Raw genomic sequence first — 16,961 nt, forward strand, 5'->3', positions numbered from 1 at the left:
CTGGCCCGGTTGTCGGCCGCGCTGGACGACCTCGCGGCCGAGGACCTGTCGGGCCGGATCGGCCCGCAGCTGCTGGACCGGCTGACCGGTCTGCTGACCGCGCAGAACCGGTTGGCCGCGCAGGTGGCCCGCACGGTGCGGGAGTGTGAGGTGACCCAGGCCGCCGAGCACGACGGGAAGGCATCGATGGCCGCCTGGCTGCGCGGCCACGCCCGCTTCTCGGCCGGCGCGGCCTCACGGGCGGTGCGGTCGGGCCGGGTGCTGGCCGAGCTGCCGGCGGTCGCGGCTGCGTTCGACCGGGGCGAGCTGACCGCCGAGGCCGTGGTGGTCATCGCCCCGGTCGCCTCACCGGCGAACCTGGCCGCCGCCGCGGAGCAGGGCGTCGACCTCGCGGGGGTCGACGCCGCGCTCGCGCAGGTGGCAGCGTCCCGGCCGTATGCCGAGCTGCGGCAGGTGGTGCACCACTACCTGGCCCGGCTCGACCCCGACGGTCCCGAGCCCGATCCCACCGAGGGCCGGTCGCTGACCTTCGTCCGGCATGCCGACGGATCCCTGTCCTTGCGCGGCGAACTGGACGCCGTGGGCGGGGAGAAGCTGCAGGCCGCGGTCGAGTCGATCGTGCAGGCCTCCCGCCCGGCCGGGGACACCCGCACCCGCGCCCAGCAGTCCGCCGACGCCCTCGTCCAGCTGTGCGACAACGCCCTGGCCGCCGGCGGCCTGCCTATCATGCGCACGGTCAAGCCGCACGTGGTCGTCCGCGTCGATCCGGACGACCTGGTCGACCCGGCGACCGGACCGGCCGCCGCCCGGCTCGGGTTCGGCGCCACCATCTCCGCCGCCCGCGCCCGCTGGCTGGCCTGCGACGGCAGCGTCGCCCGCATCGTGATCGGCCCCGAGGGGCAACCGCTGGACTACGGCCGCACCCACCGCGTCGTGCCACCGCAGCTGCGCCGCGCGGTCGAGGCCCGCGACGGTGGCTGCGTGTTCACCGGCTGCGACGCCCCCGCCCACTGGTGCGACGTCCACCATCTCGTGCACTGGATCGACGGCGGCGAGACGTCGCTGGAGAACTCCGGGCGGCTGCTGTGCGAACGGCACCACACCAAGGTGCATCACGGGTTCACCATCGTCCGGGACTCCCGGGGCCGATGGCACACCTATCGGCCCGACGGCACCGAGATCCTGATCTTCCCCCGCGTCACCGGAGAGGCCGAACACTCCCGCACCGGCTGAGCTCCCTCCGCACGCAGACCCCTCCCGGCGATCCGGGAGGGGCCGTCGGCGCGCCCGCGCGGCGCCGCCCCCGCACCGCGCGGCGCGGCGCCGCTCCGCGAGGCGGCGGGCCGGGACGGCGGCGGGCCGGGACGGCGGGTGCTCAGCGGGGAGCGTCGGGCCGGTCGCCCGGCCGGCCCACCGGCGGCGGGACCGAGGTCGGTGCGGCGGCGCCGACGGCCTCGGTGGCCTGCTCGGCCGGGTCCTCCGGATCGCTGGTCGCCGTCCCGGCTGCCTCGCCCTGCCGGGCCTGGATGCCCGACTTGTTGCTCAGTGCCAGCTGCGGCAGGAACAGGAACACGAAGAAGCCGACCGCCACCACGCAGGCGGCGATGAGGAACACCAGGTCGATCGAGTTCGAGAAGCCGACCTTGAACGGCTCGGCCACCGCCGCCGGCAGCTCCTGGATGAAGGAGGTGTCGTCGAGGCTGGCCCCGCTCCCGGCGCCCAGCTGCTGGAACTGCGGCGCCAGTTCCGGGTTCGCCCGGACGGCGTCCTGGACGGCGTCGTCGATGTCCTGCGGCAGCCGGGTGAACAGGATCGACAGGAAGGCCGCCGTCCCGATGGTGCCGCCCATCTGGCGGAAGAACGTGACCGAGGAGGTGGCCACGCCCATCTCGCGGGGGGAGACGGCGTTCTGGACGGCGAGGATCACCGGCTGGAAGTTGAAGCCCAGCCCCAGGCCCAGCAGCACCATGAACGGCACCAGCGTCCAGATCGAGGTGTCCGACTCGACCAGGAACGACATCGACAGCAGCGCGACCACCATCAGCGCGATCCCCACGAGCGGGAAGATCTTGTACTTGCCGGTCTTCGAGATGGCGATGCCCGAGCTCAGCGCGCCGACCATGATGCCGGCGACCAGTGGGATCATCTGCAGGCCGGCGACGGTCGCGCTGGAGCCCTGCACGATCTGCAGGTACTGCGGCAGCAGCAGCAGGCCGCCGAACATGCCGGCGCCCATGACCACCGAGCCGATGCCGCTCACCGCGAAGCTGCGGTTGCGGAAGAGCCGCAGCGGCAGCAGCGCGTCGTCGCGGTAGAGCCGCTCGGCGAGCACGAACAGCACGAAGCCGACGGCGCCGATGACGTAGCAGGTGACGGCGGCCGACGAGGTCCAGCCCCAGGTGCGGCCCTGCTCGGCCACGACCAGCAGCGGGACGAGGAAGGTGATCAGCGCGAGCGCGCCGGGCCAGTCGATGCGGTGCTCGCGGCGCTCGTGCGGGAGGTGCAGCACCCGCCACACCGCGGCGAAGGCGAGCAGTCCGAGCGGCACGTTGATCCAGAAGATCCAGCGCCAGCCGTCGACGCCGAGCAGCGTGCCCTGGCCCGCGAAGAAGCCGCCGATGACCGGGCCGAGCACGCTCGAGGTGCCGAAGACGGCCATGAAGTAGCCCTGGTACCGGGAGCGCTCCCGCGGCGGCACGATGTCACCGATGATCGCCAGGGCCAGCGACATCAGCCCACCGGCGCCGATCCCCTGGACTGCCCGGAACGCAGCCAGCTGGTACATCGTGTCGGCGATGCCGCACAGCGCCGAGCCGACGATGAAGATCGCGATGGCGAACAGGTAGAACGGCCGCCGGCCGTAGATGTCGGAGAGCTTCCCGTACAGCGGCGTGGAGATGGTCGACGTGATCAGGAAGGCCGTCGTCGCCCAGGCCTGCAGGTCGTAGCCCTGCAGGTCGTCGGCGATCGTGCGGATCGCGGTGGAGACGACCGTCTGGTCGAGGGCCGCCAGGAACATGGCGACCATCAGCCCGGCGAGGATCGTGACGATCTGCCGGTGACTGAAGACGCCACCGGCGTCCGGTGCAGCGGCCGCCGCACGGGCGTCGCGGCGGCCGGCCGCGGTGGTGCGGGTGGACTGGCTCATCGGGTCTCTCTCGTTCGTGCGGTGCTCGCGCGTTCGGGCACGGGCTGCTCGGGCGTGGCTCCGGGGAGGCCGGCGGCGAGGTCGTCGAGGAGCCGGCCGAAGAGGGTGGTCAGGGTGGCGAGGTCGGCCGGGTCCCAGCCGGCGGTCACCCGCTCGAGGTGGGCGGCCCGCTCGGCACGGAGCGTCTCCAGGACCTCGTGGCCGGCCTCGGTGACGACCAGGCGGCTCGCCCGGCCGTCGCTCTCGTCGGCCACCCGGCGGACCAGCCCCTGGTCCACGAGCGCGGCCACGTGCCGGCTGATCGTGGAGGGGTCGGCGTGCAGGAGCTCGGCCAGCGCCCCCTGCCGGAGCGGCCCCTGGCGCACCAGGGGGTAGAGCAGGACGAGCGCGGCGCGGTCACGCGCATCGGGGGCGGCGACCTGGGTCTTCAGCGCGTGGACCAGGCGCATGAACCGGGGCACCTGCTCGGACAGCGTGTCCACCTCGGCGCGGCGGAGCGCGTCACCGGCCGGCTCGGGGGAGGTCGTGGGGGGCACTGCGACTCCAGGGACGGGGCCTTGCACGGTACAAGTCGTTGCTCGCAGCATGCAACCAGTTGCACCGTGCACCGATGGTGATCCGCCGCACCTTCCTGCGGGCGTCGTGGCGGCAGTGCGATCCTGGGGTGCGGGTTCTCCGGTTCCGGCCCGGGGACGATCCGCCCGTACCCCCGTCCGTCCGAGAGGAGCGCGAGCCCGCCCGTGAGTGCCCCGCCTGACCACCTCCGGGCGCGCGACGACCTCCGGGAGCGTCTCGCCGGTCTCACCCTCGCCGACGAGCACCGGCTGCGCCGCCGGCTGGACGGGCTGCGGCGGACCAGGGACGTGCCGTCCCGCGAGAAGCAGCGGGAGCGCATCGCGGCCGACGTCGCCGCCGCGGAGGAGCGGATCGCGCGCCGCCGCGCCGCCGTCCCGGCGATCAGCTACCCGGAGGACCTGCCGGTCAGCGCCCGGCGGGACGACATCGCCGCGGCCCTGCGCGACGCCCAGGTGGTCGTGGTCGCCGGCGAGACCGGATCGGGCAAGACCACCCAGCTGCCCAAGATCGCGCTGGAGCTCGGCCGCGGGGTGCGCGGCCGGATCGGCCACACGCAGCCACGCCGGATCGCCGCGCGCAGCGTCGCCGAGCGGATCGCCGAGGAGCTGGGCACGCCGCTGGGCGACGCCGTCGGCTACAAGATGCGGTTCAACGACCAGGTGTCGGACTCGACGCTGGTCAAGCTGATGACCGACGGCGTGCTGCTCGCCGAGATCGGCCGCGACCGGCTGCTGCGCCAGTACGACACGATCATCCTCGACGAGGCCCACGAGCGGAGCCTCAACATCGACTTCCTGCTGGGCTACCTGGCCCAGCTGCTGCCCCGCCGTCCCGACCTCAAGCTGGTCATCACCTCCGCGACCATCGACGTCGAGCGGGTGGCCGCCCACTTCGCCGGGGCCCCGATCGTCGAGGTCAGCGGCCGCACGTACCCGGTGGAGGTCCGCTACCGCCCCGTCGTCGACCCGGACGACCCGGAGGCCGACGAGGACCGGGACCAGGTCAGCGCGATCCTCGACGCCGTCGACGAGCTGGTGTCCGAGGGTCCGGGCGACATCCTGGTGTTCCTCGCCGGGGAGCGCGAGATCCGGGACACCCAGGACGCGCTGGCGGAGCGGGACCTCCGCAACACCGAGATCATCCCGCTGTACTCGCGGCTGTCGGCGGCCGACCAGCACAAGGTCTTCGCCCCGCACACCGGGCGGCGCATCGTGCTGTCGACCAATGTCGCGGAGACGTCGCTGACCGTGCCGGGGATCCGGTACGTCATCGACCCGGGCACCGCGCGGATCTCGCGGTACAGCCATCGCACGAAGGTCCAGCGGCTGCCGATCGAGCCGGTCAGCCAGGCCTCGGCCCGCCAGCGCTCCGGCCGGTGCGGCCGCCTCGGCCCGGGCATCGCCATCCGGCTCTACACCGAGGAGGACTTCCTCGGCCGCCCGGAGTTCACCGATCCGGAGATCCTGCGCACCAACCTGGCGTCGGTGCTGCTGCAGATGGCCGCCCTCGACCTCGGCGCGGTCGAGGACTTCCCGTTCGTCGACCCACCCGACCGCCGTGCCGTCGCCGACGGTCTGGCGCTGCTCGAGGAGCTGCACGCCCTCGACGAGCACGGGAAGCTCACCGAGACCGGCCGGGCCCTGGCCGCGCTGCCCCTGGACCCCCGGATGGCCCGCATGGTGGTCGAGGCCGACCGGCGCGGGGTGCTCGACGAGGTGCTGGTCATCGCGGCCGGCCTGACCATCCAGGACCCGCGGGAGCGGCCGAGCGAGCACCAGCAGGCCGCCGACCAGCTGCACGCCCGGTTCGCCGACGAGAACTCCGACTTCCTGGCGCTGCTCAACCTGTGGCGCTACCTGGGCGAGCAGCAGGACGCGTTGAGCGGCAACCAGTTCCGCCGCACCGTGAAGCGGGAGTTCCTGCACTACCTGCGCATCCGGGAGTGGCAGGACCTGCACGGCCAGCTCCGCGGCACCGCCCGGCGGCTCGGGATGGATCTCGGCGAGCCGGCTGCCGAACCGGACGAGCGCGGGATCCACGCCGCGCTGCTGGCCGGGCTGCTCAGCCACGTCGGGCTGCAGGTCGAGCAGGCGAAGGGGGACAAGCGCCCGGGGCGGGAGTACCTCGGCACCCGCAACACCCGGTTCGTGATCGCACCGGGTACCCCGCTTGCCAGGAAGCCGCCCCGGTGGGTCGTCGCCGCGGAACTGGTGGAGACCAGCCGGCTGTTCGCCCGCACGGTGGCCCGGATCGATCCCGAGACCGTCGAGAAGCTCGCCGACCACCTGGTGAAGCGCCAGTACTCCGAGCCGCGCTGGGACGCCAAGCGGGGCTCCGTCGTCGCCACCGAGCGGGTCACCCTCTACGGGCTGCCGCTGGTGGTCGGCAGGCGGGTCCAGTACGGCTCGATCGACCCCGTCGTCTCCCGGGAGCTGTTCATCCGGCACGCGCTGGTCCAGGGGGAGTGGACGACGCACCACCGCTTCTGGGCCGAGAACCAGCGGGCGGTCGAGCAGGTCGCGGCGCTGGAGGAGCGCGCCCGCCGGCGGGACATCGCGGTCGACGACGAGACCGTGTTCGAGCTCTACGACGCCCGCATCCCCGCCGACGTCGTCTCCACCCGGCACTTCGACCGCTGGTGGAAGCAGGCCCGCCACCGGCAGCCGGACCTGCTCACCTTCACCCCGGAGATGCTGACCAACGCGGCCGTGGCCGCCGAGGTGCGGCCGGAGGACTACCCCGACGAGGTACACCTGACGCAGGGCCTGACCCTGCCGCTCGCCTACGCCTTCGCGCCGGGCGCGGCCGAGGACGGCGTGACCGTCGACGTGCCGCTCGGCGTGCTGGACGCGGTGGTGCAGCGGACCTCCGGTGAGTCGCTCGCGTTCACCGTCCCGGGGCTGCGCGAGGAGCTGGTGACGGCGCTGCTGCGCACGCTGCCCAAGCAGCTGCGCCGGGCGCTGGTCCCGATCCCCGACCGGGTCCGCGCCGTCCTGCCCGAGATCGATCCCGGGGAGGCCCTGCTGCCGGCGCTGGAGCGGGAGCTCCGCCGGGCCGCCGGAGTGCTGGTCCCGCCGGACGCCTGGCAGCCGGACCAGGTGCCCGACCACCTGCGGGCCACCTTCCGGGTGCTCGACGACCAGCAGCGGCCGCTGGCGACCGGCAAGGACCTCGCCGCGCTCACGGCGCAGGTCGCCCCGCAGGCGCGGGCCAGCCTGGCCCGCGCCGCCTCCGAGCTGGAGCGCACCGGCCTGACCACCTGGGAGTTCGGGACGCTGCCCCGGACGGTGGAGGTCCGCCGCGGGACGCACGTGGTGACGGCCTATCCGGCGCTGGTCGACGAGGGCGCCACCGTCGGCGTCCGCGTGGTGGCGACCGAGGCCGAGGCGGTCCGGCTGTCATGGCGCGGCGCCCGGCGGTTGCTGGTGCTGGTGGCCGGCTCGCCGGTCAAGCAGGTCGTCAAGCGGCTGGGGCCGGCCACCCGCCTCGCCCTGCAGTTCAACCCCGACGGCGAGATCCCCGACCTGGTGGCCGACTGCGTGGACGCGGCCGCCGACGAGCTGATCGCCGCGGCGGGCGGGCCGCCCCGGGACCCGGAGGCCTTCGCGGCGCTCGTGGGAACGGCCAAGGCGCAGCTGCAGCCGCTCACCGTCGACCTCGTCGGCCGGGTGGAGGCCGTGCTGACCCGGGCGCGGGAGGTGGCGACGGCCATCGGCGCCGCGCCGGGCCGCCGGGTGCCCGAGTTCGCGGTCGCGGATCTGCGCCGACAGATGACCGGGCTGCTGCACCGCGGCTTCGTCGCCGCGACCGGACGTCGCCGGCTGCCCGACGTCGTCCGCTACCTGACGGGGATGGCGCACCGGCTGGAGAAGCTGCCGGCCAACGCGGTGCGCGACGAGCTGTGGACCCAGCAGGTGGCGGCGGTGACCGCCGAGTACGAGCAGCTGCGGAGGCAGGTGCCGCCGACCGGGGCGCCCGACGACCCGGTCACCCGGATCCGCTGGATGATCGAGGAGCTGCGGGTGGGCCTCTTCGCGCAGAACGTGGGCACTCCCCGGCCGGTCTCCGAGCAGCGCATCTACAAGGCCATCGACGCCCTGCTCGGCTAGGAGGGCTCCTCCCGGCGTCGTGCGCACGACGCGCCCGGGGAGCTTAGGCGGTGGGGTCGCCGCCGGATTCGCGGAGCAGCGCGGAGATCCGCTGCCGGGTGACGCCGAACAGGGCGGCGATCCGGTTGATGCTCACCTGCTCGCGGTGCAGTGCGGCCGCCTCCTCCCGGCGCCAGGTGTGTCCGGCGGTGGCCAGCGTCCCGAGCACGGTGGAGATGCTCTCGACGACCAGCGGGCGGCTCTCGGCGGTGACCAGCTCGAGCCAGGGGCGGCCGGCCCGGCGGTCGACCAGCAGCTTCTCGGCGCGCGTACGGGCGCGCTCCAGTTCCTCGATCGAGGTGCCGATGCAACCGACGAGGTGCTCGAGCGCCGCGACAGCGACGTCGTCGGGCGTCCGGCGAGGGGCGCTCAAGCTGCTCCTCACGGGTCGGCGAGCGGGACGGGGGCACTGTAACCGCAGTTGGGTTGCGCACGGCCGACACGCACCGCAACGGGGGTTGCGTCCGGCCGTCCGACTCGCGATAGTTGTGCGCAACCTATCCAGTTCCCCGCCCTTCCTGCCGATGAGGACAGCACCGGGCGCGCAGGCCGCTTCCCCTCGTCCGCCGGCAGAACGGAACACCGCATGTCCACCCTCTCCGCCTCCCTGGACCTCCCGCCGGTCGCCGCGAGCGTTCCGGCGGCCCGGCGCCTGGTGCGCCAGCTGCTCCGGTCGTGGGGCGCGCGGCAGGACGCCGACGACGCGGCGCTGCTCGTCACCGAGCTGGTCGCGAACGTGGTCGACCACGTCGGTGGCAGCGCCTGCCTGACGCTGGAGGCGACCTTCTCCGACGACTGGCTGCGGCTCGCCGTCGTCGACTGCTCGTCCACCCGCCCGGAGGTGCTGGACCTCTCCCCGGACCGGCCCCGGGGCCGCGGGATGCTCATGGTCGAGGCGCTCGCCGACCGCTGGGGGTGCGAGGAGCACCGCGACGGCAAGCGGGTCTGGTTCGAGCTGCGGCCGCCCCGGCTGTGACCCACCGGCTGGTTTGCCGTGGCCGTCGATCGGGGACCGGCGAAGAGGAAGCAAGCCGAAGGAAGGGGACTGCGCGATGAGCGAGCCGAACGCCCACACTGCCGGTGAGGGGGTCTCCGACGAGGAGATGATCGAGAGCGTCGCCGGCCAGACCGACAGCGCGTCGGAGAACGCCGACGTCGCGGGCAAGGACTGGGACGGCGACCCGGGCTCGGCGCCCGCGCCCACCGACCGGGCCTGACGCCTCGACGTCCCGCACCGCCCCCGTCCCGTCCGGGACGGGGGCGGTGCCGCGTTCCGGGCGCCGCTGACAGACTGCGGTGATGAGCACCACAGCCGGACCGCGACCGGCCCTGCGCGGAGCGGCGCTCGCGCCGGTGGTCCGCCCCGCCCGCACCGCGGTGCGCTGGGCCGTCCGGCACGGCCTGCCGGCGGTCTACCTGGACCGCAGCGCCCGCCGGGGTGACCTGGTCGGCCGGCTGATGCGCGACCCGGCGCTGCGCGAGCACCCCTACGAGCTCTACGAGCAGCTGCGCGCCCGCGGCCCGCTCACGGGCAGCAGCCTGGGGCTGGTGACGACGTCGCACCCGGTCGCCCAGGAGGTGCTGCGCAGCGAGCGGTTCGGCGTCGGGTGGGACCGGTCGGGCGCACCCGGGGTGATCCGCTGGGCGCTGGAGTTCGGTGACGACCCCACCGCGGCCGGCGTCGCCGAGCCGCCGTCCATGCTCGTGGTCGACCCGCCCGACCACACCCGGTTCCGCCGGCTGGTGAGCCGGGCCTTCACCCCGCGGGCGACGGCGGCCTTCGAGCCGGCCGTCCGGCGCACCGCCGAGCGCCTCCTGGACGACCTGGCTCGCCGCGACGGCCCGGTCGACCTCGTGGCGGCCTACGCCGCGCAGCTACCGGTGCTGGTCATCGCCGAGCTGCTCGGCGTGCCCGTGCAGCGCCGCGAGGACTTCCTGCGCTGGGGCGCCGCGGCCGCCGCCACCCTCGACCCCGGGCTGCCGCTGCGCCGCTTCCTGGCCGCCGAGAAGGCGCTGCGCGCGATGCACCGCTTCCTGGCCGGCCACTTCGCCCGGCTGCGCCGCGAGCCGGGCGACGACCTGGTGAGCCGGCTGGTCACGCTGCCGCCGGAGGAGGCGCTCACCGACCGGGAGCTGCACGCCACGGTGCTGCTCCTGCTCGGCGCCGGCTTCGAGACGACGGTGAACCTCCTGGGCAACGCCGTCGTCCTCCTCGACGCGCACCGGGACCAGTGGGACGCCCTCCGCGCGGGCGACGCCGGCTGGGACGACGCCGTCGAGGAGGTGCTGCGGCTCGACAGCCCGGTGCAGCTCACCGGCCGCTCCGCGCGGGCCGACGTCGAGCTGGCGGGGCGGACGGTGGCCGCCGGCACCCGCGTGACCCTGCTCCTCGGCGCGGCCAACCGCGACCCCGACGTCTTCCCGGACCCGGGGCGGTTCGACGTCACCCGGGCCAACGCCCGCGAGCACCTGGCCTTCTCCGGCGGCATCCACTACTGCGTCGGTGCGGGGCTGGCCCGGCTGGAGGGCGCGATCGGGCTGGCGGCGCTCGGCGAGCGGTTCCCGGCGCTGCGGGTGGCCGGCCGGCCGCAGCGCCGGGACCTGCAGACCCTCCGCGGCTTCGAGGTGCTGCCGGTGACCCTGCGCTAGCTGCCCGGGACCAGCATCCCGGCGCCGACCGTGGCGTTGGTGGCCTCGTCGACGAGGATGAACCGGCCGGTCACCCGGTTGCGCGAGTACTCGTCGACGAACAGCGGCTGCGTCGTGCGCAGCCGCACGCGGCCGATGTCGTTGAGCGTGAGCTCGGCGGCGTCCAGGTCGCGGTGCAGCGTGTTGACGTCGAGCCGGTACTGCAGCTCCTTGACCACCGCCCGCACCGAGCGCGTCGTGTGCTTGACGGCCAGCCGCTGGCGCGGGCGCAGCGGCTCGTCGGTCATCCAGCACACCATCGCGTCGAGGTCCTGCGACACGTGCGGTGCGTTGGCCGGCCGGCAGATGAGGTCACCGCGGGAGACGTCGAGGTCGTCGGCCAGCCGCACGGTCACCGCCATGGGCGCGAACGCCTCCTCGACCGGGCCCCGCGGCCCGTCGATGCCGGCGATCGTCGTGGTCAGCCCGCTGGGCAGCACCTGGACCTCGTCGCCGGGCCGCAGGACGCCGCTGGCGACGGTGCCGGCGTAGCCGCGGTAGTCGTGGTGCGCGTCGGACTGCGGCCGGATCACGTACTGCACCGGGAACCGGACGTCGACGAGGTTCCGGTCGCTGGCCACGTGCACGTGCTCGAGGTGGTGCAGCAGCGAGGGGCCCTGGTACCAGGGGGTGTGCGCCGACCGGCGGACCACGTTGTCGCCGTGCAGCGCCGAGATGGGGACGACGGTCAGGTCGGGGACGTCGAGCTTCGCGGCGAACGCGGTGAACTCGTCGCGGATGGCCTCGTAGGTGTCCTCCGACCAGCCGACGAGGTCCATCTTGTTCACCGCGACGACCAGGTGCGGCACCCGGAGCAGCGAGGCGAGGAAGGCGTGCCGCCGGCTCTGCTCGAGCATCCCCTTGCGGGCGTCGACGAGCACGATGGCGAGGTCGGCGGTCGAGGCGCCGGTGACCATGTTCCGCGTGTACTGCACGTGGCCGGGGGTGTCGGCGAGGATGAACGTGCGCCGCGGCGTGGCGAAGTACCGGTAGGCGACGTCGATGGTGATGCCCTGCTCGCGCTCGGCGCGCAGGCCGTCGGTGAGCAGCGCGAGGTTCACGTAGTCGCCGCCGGCGCTGGCCCGCTCGACCGCCTCGTACTGGTCCTCGAACACGGCCTTGCTGTCGTACAGCAGCCGGCCGATCAGCGTGCTCTTGCCGTCGTCGACCGATCCGGCGGTGGCGATCCGCAGGATGTCCTTGCGCGCGGTGGCGATCTCGGCGGCCGCCTCGGCCGCGGCCGAGTGGACGTCGATCGGTGCGTCGGGGTGGACGCCGGGCTGGGCGGCGGAACCGGCGGTCATCGGGAGCTCTCCTGGCAGAGGACGGCGGCGGGGCGGACGCTGGTGGCCGACGCCCGGGGAGGCAGCGCATGTTCGTGTTCGCCGCGGCGGTGCCCGCGCTGCTGGTCGTCGTCCTGGGCTACGTCGCGGGCCACGCGGTGGCCGCGTGGATCTTCGGCGTGCTGGGCGTGGAGGGCCGGCGACCGCCGGAGGTGGCGGGCTGGCTGACCGGCCTGGTGCTCCTGGCCGTCGTGGTCCGCCTGCTGGCGAACCGCTGGCGTCGCCGTTCCGGGAAGCGCGCGGGCCATCAGAAGTAGCCCTCCTTCTTCCGGTCCTCCATCGCGGCGTCGCTGACCTTGTCGTCGCCCCGGGTCGCGCCCCGCTCCGTCATCCGGGTCACCGCGATCTCGGCGATGACCTCCTCGACCGTGGTGGCGGTCGACGGCACGGCGGCGGTCAGGTTCGCGTCCCCGACGGTGCGGTAGCGGACGCTCTCCCGGCGGACCTGCTCGCCCTCGCGGGGGGAGATGAACTCGTTGACCGCGTAGCGCATCCCCTGGCGCTCGACGACGTCCCGCTCCTGCGCGAGGTAGAGGGCGGGGATCTCGATCTCCTCGCGGAGGATGTACTGCCAGATGTCGAGCTCGGTCCAGTTCGACAGCGGGAAGACCCGGATCGACTCGCCGAGGTGGATCCGGCCGTTGTACAGGTCCCAGAGCTCGGGGCGCTGGTTCTTCGGGTCCCACTGGCCGAACTCGTCGCGGAAGGAGAACACCCGCTCCTTGGCGCGGGCCTTGTCCTCGTCGCGCCGGGCGCCGCCGAACAGGGCGGTGAAGCCGTGCTCCTCCACCGCGTCGAGCAGCACCGGCGTCTGGATCCGGTTCCGGGAGCCGTTGGGCTCCTCCTTGACGGTGCCGGCGGCGATCGCGTCGGGCACCGAGGCGACCACGAGCTGGACGCCGAGCTCGGTGACCCGCTTGTCGCGGAACTCCAGCACCTCGGGGAAGTTCAGCCCGGTGTCCACGTGCATCACCGGGAAGGGGATGCGGGCCGGCGCGAACGCCTTGCGGGCCAGCTCCAGCATCACGATGGAGTCCTTGCCGCCGGAGAACAGCAGCACCGGGCGCTCGAGCTCGGCCACCACCTCGCGGATGACGTGGATGGACTCCGCCTCCAGCGTCTCCAGCTGGCTGAGCCGGTAGTCGGGGGTCGTCACGTGCGCGAGCTCCAAGGGGTTCGGATCGGTCGAGCCACCGGCGGCAACCCGATCGACTTGGTGCGGATTCCCGTCCAGTGTCCGCTATCGCGCCGCGCGCACCGCAGCCAGCACCCGGTCGGCCAGCTCCGGCCGGGTGACGACGAGGTCCGGGAGGGCGGGATCGGGCCGGTTGTAGACCAGCGGCGACCCGTCCAGGCGGCAGGTGACCAGGCCGGCGGCGCGGGCGACGGCGACCGGCGCCGCGGAGTCCCACTGGTACATGCCACCGGCGTGCACGTAGGCGTCCACCTCGCCCCGGACGACCGCCAGGGTCTTGTAGCCGGCCGAGCCCAGCGGGACCAGCCGCCCGCCCAGCGCGGCGGCCACCGCCTCGGCCTCGGCCGGGGGGCGGGTGCGGCTGACGGCGATGCGGACCGGTCCGTCCGGGCGGGCCGGGAGCCCGGTTGCGGGGTCGGTGACGTGCACCTCGCCCAGTGCGGGGAGGGCGACGGCGGCGGCGGTCAGCTCGCCCCGGACCCACAGCGCCACGTGCACCGCCCAGTCCGGGCGCTCGGGATCCCCGTACTCCCGGGTGCCGTCGAGCGGGTCGACGATCCACACCCGGTCCGCGGACAGCCGCCGGGCGTCGTCGGTGGCCTCCTCGCTGAAGACGGCGTCGGCGGGCCGCTCGGCGGCGAGCACGCCGGCGATCGCCCGCTGGCCGGCCGCGTCCCCGGCGTCTCCCAGCGGGCGGCCGGTGAGCCCGGTCGAGCGGAGCGGCAGCAGCGCGTCGGCCGCCGCGCGGGCGGCCCGCGCGGCGACGGCGACGTCGGGGTTCAGCTCCACTGCACCGACGTGGCGTCGCCCGGCCGGCGTGGCGGGGTGTGGTTGCCGGCGGCGTCGGTGATGGCGCCGAAGTAGGCCTGCGCCTTCTCCGGCCTCGGCATCACGAAGATGCCGCGCGCCTCGACCAGGGGCCGGTCGGGCTCGGCCGCGAGCGCGATCGTGCCGGCGATGACGGCCTTGCGGCCCGCGGTGCTCTCGACCCGGGCGCGGAACACCAGCGGGGTCTCCAGCGGCAGCGGGCCCCGGTAGTCCAGCTCCAGGTGGGCGGTCATGCCCCACAGGCCGGCGGCGCCGGCGGCGCTGCCGAGCAGCTGGTCCATGAACAGCGCGCTCATGCCGCCGTGGACGTAGCTGGGCGGGCCCTCGTAGGCGATGCCGAGCGTGGCCTCCGCGACGACGCCGTCGCCGTCCCGCCGGACCAGCAGGGGCGGGGCCATGGGGTTGGCGATGCCGACGACGGGGTTGAAGACCCGGCGGCCCACGGAGGGGTCGTCCAGCTCCGGCAGCGTGGCGGCCGGACGCCGGGAGACCGCGAGGCGGGCGGTCGCCTGCCGGACCAGCTCGGCCGCCGCCGCCACCTCGGCCGCCGGGGTCGTCGTGGTCACCGACGCCTCGATCAGCTCGCGCAGCGCGGCGCCCAGGTCGATGGAGGCCGCCATGAGATCGGCGTCGTAGGGCGCGCCGGTTTCCGGGCTGCCGTCGTTCGTCGTCACCGGGAGATGGTCGCAAGCCGCCTCAGGCCGGCGGTGCGCCGCCCCCGGCCGGCCCGCTGCGGGGCAGCCGCACGGTGACGGCCAGCCCGGCCCCGGGCGCGGTCTCCAGCGACGCCGAGCCGCCGTGCGCTGCGGCGAGGGAGGAGACGATCGCCAGGCCGAGCCCGGTGCCGCCGGCGGCCCGGGTGCGGGAGGTGTCGGCGCGGTAGAACCGCTCGAACGCCCGCGCCGCGTCCTCGGCGGTCATGCCCGGGCCCTCGTCGGCCACCCGCAGGAGGAGCACGTCGGCGTCGGCCGGGTCCTGGGCCACCGAGACCTGCACCCGGGTGCGCGGCGGCGTGTGCGTCAGGGCGTTGGTCACCAGGTTGCCCACCACCTGGCGCAGCCGGCTCTCGTCCCCGAGCACCACGGGGACGTCGGTGAGCGACTCGTCCAGGTGCAGGCTGATCGGCCGGTCCGGCTGCACCGCCCGGGCGTCGTGCACGGCGTCGCCGGCGATCGCGGCGAGGTCCACCGGGGCCGTCGCCAGCGGGCGCTGCTGGTCCATGCGGGCCAGCAGCAGCAGGTCCTCGACCAGCACGCCCATCCGGCCGCCCTCGGCCTCGATCCGCTGCATCAGCCGGGCGACGTCCTCCTCCGAGCGGACGGCGCCCTGGCGGTACAGCTCGGCGAAGCCGCGGATCGAGGTGAGCGGGGTGCGCAGCTCGTGGCTGGCATCGGCGACGAAGCGGCGCATCCGGTGCTCGGACCCGCGCGCCTGCTCCTCCGACGCCTGCTGGGCGCGGAAGGCGGTCTCGATCCGGGCGAGCATGCCGTTGAGCGCCGTCGACAGCCGGCCCACCTCGGTGCGGTCGTCGCCGGTGGGCACCCGGCGGGACAGGTCCCCGGCGGCGATGGCCCGCGCGGTGCGCTCGACGTCGGCCAGTGGGCGCAGGCTGTTGCGCACGAGCACGGACCCGGCCGCGGCCAGCACGGTCAGCACGATCAGCCCGACGACCGCCTCGATCCGCACCAGCCGGCCGATGGCGGCCTCCACGCCCCGCAGGTCGGTGCCCACCACGACCGCGTACCCGCCGGGCAGGTTTCCCGACCCCATCCGCCACTCCGTGCGCCCGCCGGCGCGCACGCTCGTCAGGCCGCCGCCCTCCCGCAGCCGGTCGACGTGGCGGTCGTCGAGGTCGGGCAGCGCGCCGTCCCGCCCGTGCGGCGCGCTCAGCACGATCGGGCGGTCGTCGCCGGGTGCCAGGCAGGCGACGTAGGTGGAACCGGGCAGCGGCGACGCCGGGGGGTTCAGGCAGCCCGGCAGCACCAGACCGGGCTGCCGCTCGTAGGCCTGCACGGTCCCCCGCAACTCGGCGTCCCGCTGCTCCTGCAGGTACTGCCCGAGCAGTGACGTCGCGGCGAACCCGGTCGCCGCCAGCGCCACCGCCACGAGCAGCACCAGCAGGGCCACCAGGGTCACCCGCAGCGGGATGCGGCTGCCCAGGCTGCCCGCCGGTGGCTCGTCGTGCCCGCCGGCCGGCGGGGACGTCACCGGTTCGCTCACGACGTCGGCGATCCGCTCACGTACCGCGCGGCAGCCGCAGGGTGTAGCCGACCCCGCGGATGGTCTGGAGCAGGCGGGGTTCGGTGGTGTCGATCTTGCGCCGCAGGTAGGAGATGTAGGACTCCACGACGTTGGCCTCGCCGTTGAAGTCGTAGTTCCACACGTGGTCCAGGATCTGCGCCTTCGACAGCACCCGCCCGGCGTTGGCCATCAGGTACCGCAGCAGCTTGAACTCGGTGGGGGAGAGGCTGATCACCTCGCCGGCCTTGATGACCTCGTGGGTCTCCTCGTCCAGCTCGATGTCGGCGAAGGTCAGCCGGGGCGCCTCCGCGGGGCGCTGCGCGCCGGCCGTGCGCCGGAGGACGGCCCGGATCCGGGCCACCACCTCGTCCAGGCTGAACGGCTTGGTCACGTAGTCGTCGCCACCCAGGGTCAGCCCGGAGACCTTGTCCTCGGCGGCGTCCCGGGCGGTGAGGAAGAGCACCGGCGTGTGCCGGCCCGTCTCGCGCAGCCGGCGGACGACGCCGAAGCCGTCGAGCCCGGGCATCATCACGTCGAGCACCAGCAGGTCGGGGCGGAACGACGACGCCAGCGCCAGGGCCTGCTGCCCGTCGGCCGCCGTGGCGACCTCGAAACCCGCGTAGCGCAGGCTCGCCGAGAGCAGCTCGCGGATGTTCGGCTCGTCGTCGACCACCAGGAGGCGGGCCTCCGGGGCCGGGCGGCCGGTGGGCTGGTTCCCGGACACTGTCCCTCCGGTCGCGTGCGCCGATGCCGTCGTCATGCACCCAGGGTCGGGGGAGCGGCTGCGGTCGTGC

General features: G+C 74.6%; 15 protein-coding genes. 6 read left to right on the forward strand and 9 right to left on the reverse strand.

What is annotated here, in order from left to right; genetic code table 11:
• Window positions 1-9: 9 nt before the first annotated feature.
• Window positions 10-1,233 carry a DUF222 domain-containing protein gene (locus ACI790_RS07965; protein WP_456569253.1) on the forward strand — a complete coding sequence of 408 codons (1,224 nt, stop codon included), beginning with the start codon at window positions 10-12 and terminating at the stop codon, window positions 1,231-1,233.
• 142 nt (window positions 1,234-1,375) lie between these two features.
• On the opposite strand, the gene ACI790_RS07970 is transcribed toward ACI790_RS07965, so the two are convergent.
• Entirely contained in the window at window positions 1,376-3,148 is a 1,773-nt protein-coding gene (locus ACI790_RS07970) for an MDR family MFS transporter (RefSeq protein WP_456569254.1), read from the reverse strand.
• Window positions 3,145-3,684: a MarR family winged helix-turn-helix transcriptional regulator gene (locus tag ACI790_RS07975; protein ID WP_456569255.1), complete on the reverse strand. Its 540-nt coding sequence runs from the start codon at window positions 3,682-3,684 to the stop codon at window positions 3,145-3,147. Before ACI790_RS07975 ends, ACI790_RS07970 begins: the two co-directional genes overlap by 4 nt.
• A gap of 204 nt (window positions 3,685-3,888) precedes the next feature.
• Here ACI790_RS07975 and hrpA point away from each other — a divergent pair, with 204 nt between their 5' ends.
• The gene (hrpA, locus tag ACI790_RS07980) at window positions 3,889-7,833 is read left to right on the forward strand and encodes an ATP-dependent RNA helicase HrpA (protein ID WP_456569256.1); all 3,945 of its coding nucleotides are present in this window, start codon (window positions 3,889-3,891) and stop codon (window positions 7,831-7,833) included.
• 43 nt (window positions 7,834-7,876) lie between these two features.
• Here the strand turns inward: hrpA and ACI790_RS07985 are convergent, their stop codons facing one another.
• Window positions 7,877-8,245 carry a hypothetical protein gene (locus ACI790_RS07985; protein WP_456569257.1) on the reverse strand — a complete coding sequence of 123 codons (369 nt, stop codon included), beginning with the start codon at window positions 8,243-8,245 and terminating at the stop codon, window positions 7,877-7,879.
• Between the two features lie 213 nt (window positions 8,246-8,458).
• Between ACI790_RS07985 and ACI790_RS07990 the strand changes: the two genes are divergently transcribed.
• The 3 genes from ACI790_RS07990 to ACI790_RS08000 all read left to right on the forward strand — a co-directional run bounded on the left by ACI790_RS07990 (window position 8,459) and on the right by ACI790_RS08000 (window position 10,521).
• Window positions 8,459-8,848: an ATP-binding protein gene (locus ACI790_RS07990; RefSeq protein WP_456569258.1), complete on the forward strand. Its 390-nt coding sequence runs from the start codon at window positions 8,459-8,461 to the stop codon at window positions 8,846-8,848.
• 76 nt (window positions 8,849-8,924) lie between these two features.
• Window positions 8,925-9,089 (forward strand): hypothetical protein, encoded by a 165-nt coding sequence (locus tag ACI790_RS07995; RefSeq protein ID WP_456569259.1) that lies wholly within the window; start codon window positions 8,925-8,927, stop codon window positions 9,087-9,089.
• Window positions 9,090-9,171: 82 nt separating this feature from the next.
• Complete coding sequence (locus ACI790_RS08000; protein ID WP_456569260.1) at window positions 9,172-10,521, forward strand: cytochrome P450; 1,350 nt, start codon at window positions 9,172-9,174, stop codon at window positions 10,519-10,521.
• On the opposite strand, the gene ACI790_RS08005 is transcribed toward ACI790_RS08000, so the two are convergent.
• On the reverse strand, window positions 10,518-11,864 hold the full coding sequence (locus ACI790_RS08005) for a sulfate adenylyltransferase subunit 1 (RefSeq protein WP_456569261.1): 1,347 nt from the start codon (window positions 11,862-11,864) through the stop codon (window positions 10,518-10,520). The genes ACI790_RS08000 and ACI790_RS08005 overlap by 4 nt on opposite strands.
• Before the next feature lie 68 nt (window positions 11,865-11,932).
• Here ACI790_RS08005 and ACI790_RS08010 point away from each other — a divergent pair, with 68 nt between their 5' ends.
• On the forward strand, window positions 11,933-12,160 hold the full coding sequence (locus tag ACI790_RS08010) for a hypothetical protein (RefSeq protein WP_456569262.1): 228 nt from the start codon (window positions 11,933-11,935) through the stop codon (window positions 12,158-12,160).
• On the opposite strand, the gene cysD is transcribed toward ACI790_RS08010, so the two are convergent.
• The 5 genes from cysD to ACI790_RS08035 form a co-directional block, all read right to left on the reverse strand.
• Window positions 12,151-13,059, reverse strand: coding sequence for a sulfate adenylyltransferase subunit CysD (gene cysD / locus ACI790_RS08015; RefSeq protein WP_456569263.1), 909 nt, complete (start codon window positions 13,057-13,059; stop codon window positions 12,151-12,153). The two genes, ACI790_RS08010 and cysD, sit on opposite strands and share 10 nt — an antisense overlap.
• A gap of 84 nt (window positions 13,060-13,143) precedes the next feature.
• Entirely contained in the window at window positions 13,144-13,887 is a 744-nt protein-coding gene (locus ACI790_RS08020; protein WP_456569264.1) for an inositol monophosphatase family protein, read from the reverse strand.
• Window positions 13,878-14,600, reverse strand: a complete 723-nt coding sequence (locus ACI790_RS08025; RefSeq protein WP_456569265.1) for a PaaI family thioesterase — start codon at window positions 14,598-14,600, stop codon at window positions 13,878-13,880. The genes ACI790_RS08020 and ACI790_RS08025 overlap by 10 nt, the downstream gene beginning before the upstream one ends.
• Window positions 14,601-14,622: 22 nt before the next feature.
• The gene (locus ACI790_RS08030) at window positions 14,623-16,146 is read right to left on the reverse strand and encodes a sensor histidine kinase (protein ID WP_456569266.1); all 1,524 of its coding nucleotides are present in this window, start codon (window positions 16,144-16,146) and stop codon (window positions 14,623-14,625) included.
• 16 nt (window positions 16,147-16,162) lie between these two features.
• Window positions 16,163-16,927 (reverse strand): response regulator transcription factor, encoded by a 765-nt coding sequence (locus ACI790_RS08035; RefSeq protein WP_456569267.1) that lies wholly within the window; start codon window positions 16,925-16,927, stop codon window positions 16,163-16,165.
• Between the last annotated feature and the right edge of the window lie 34 nt (window positions 16,928-16,961).

The organism is Blastococcus sp. SYSU DS0539 (assembly GCF_054050855.1).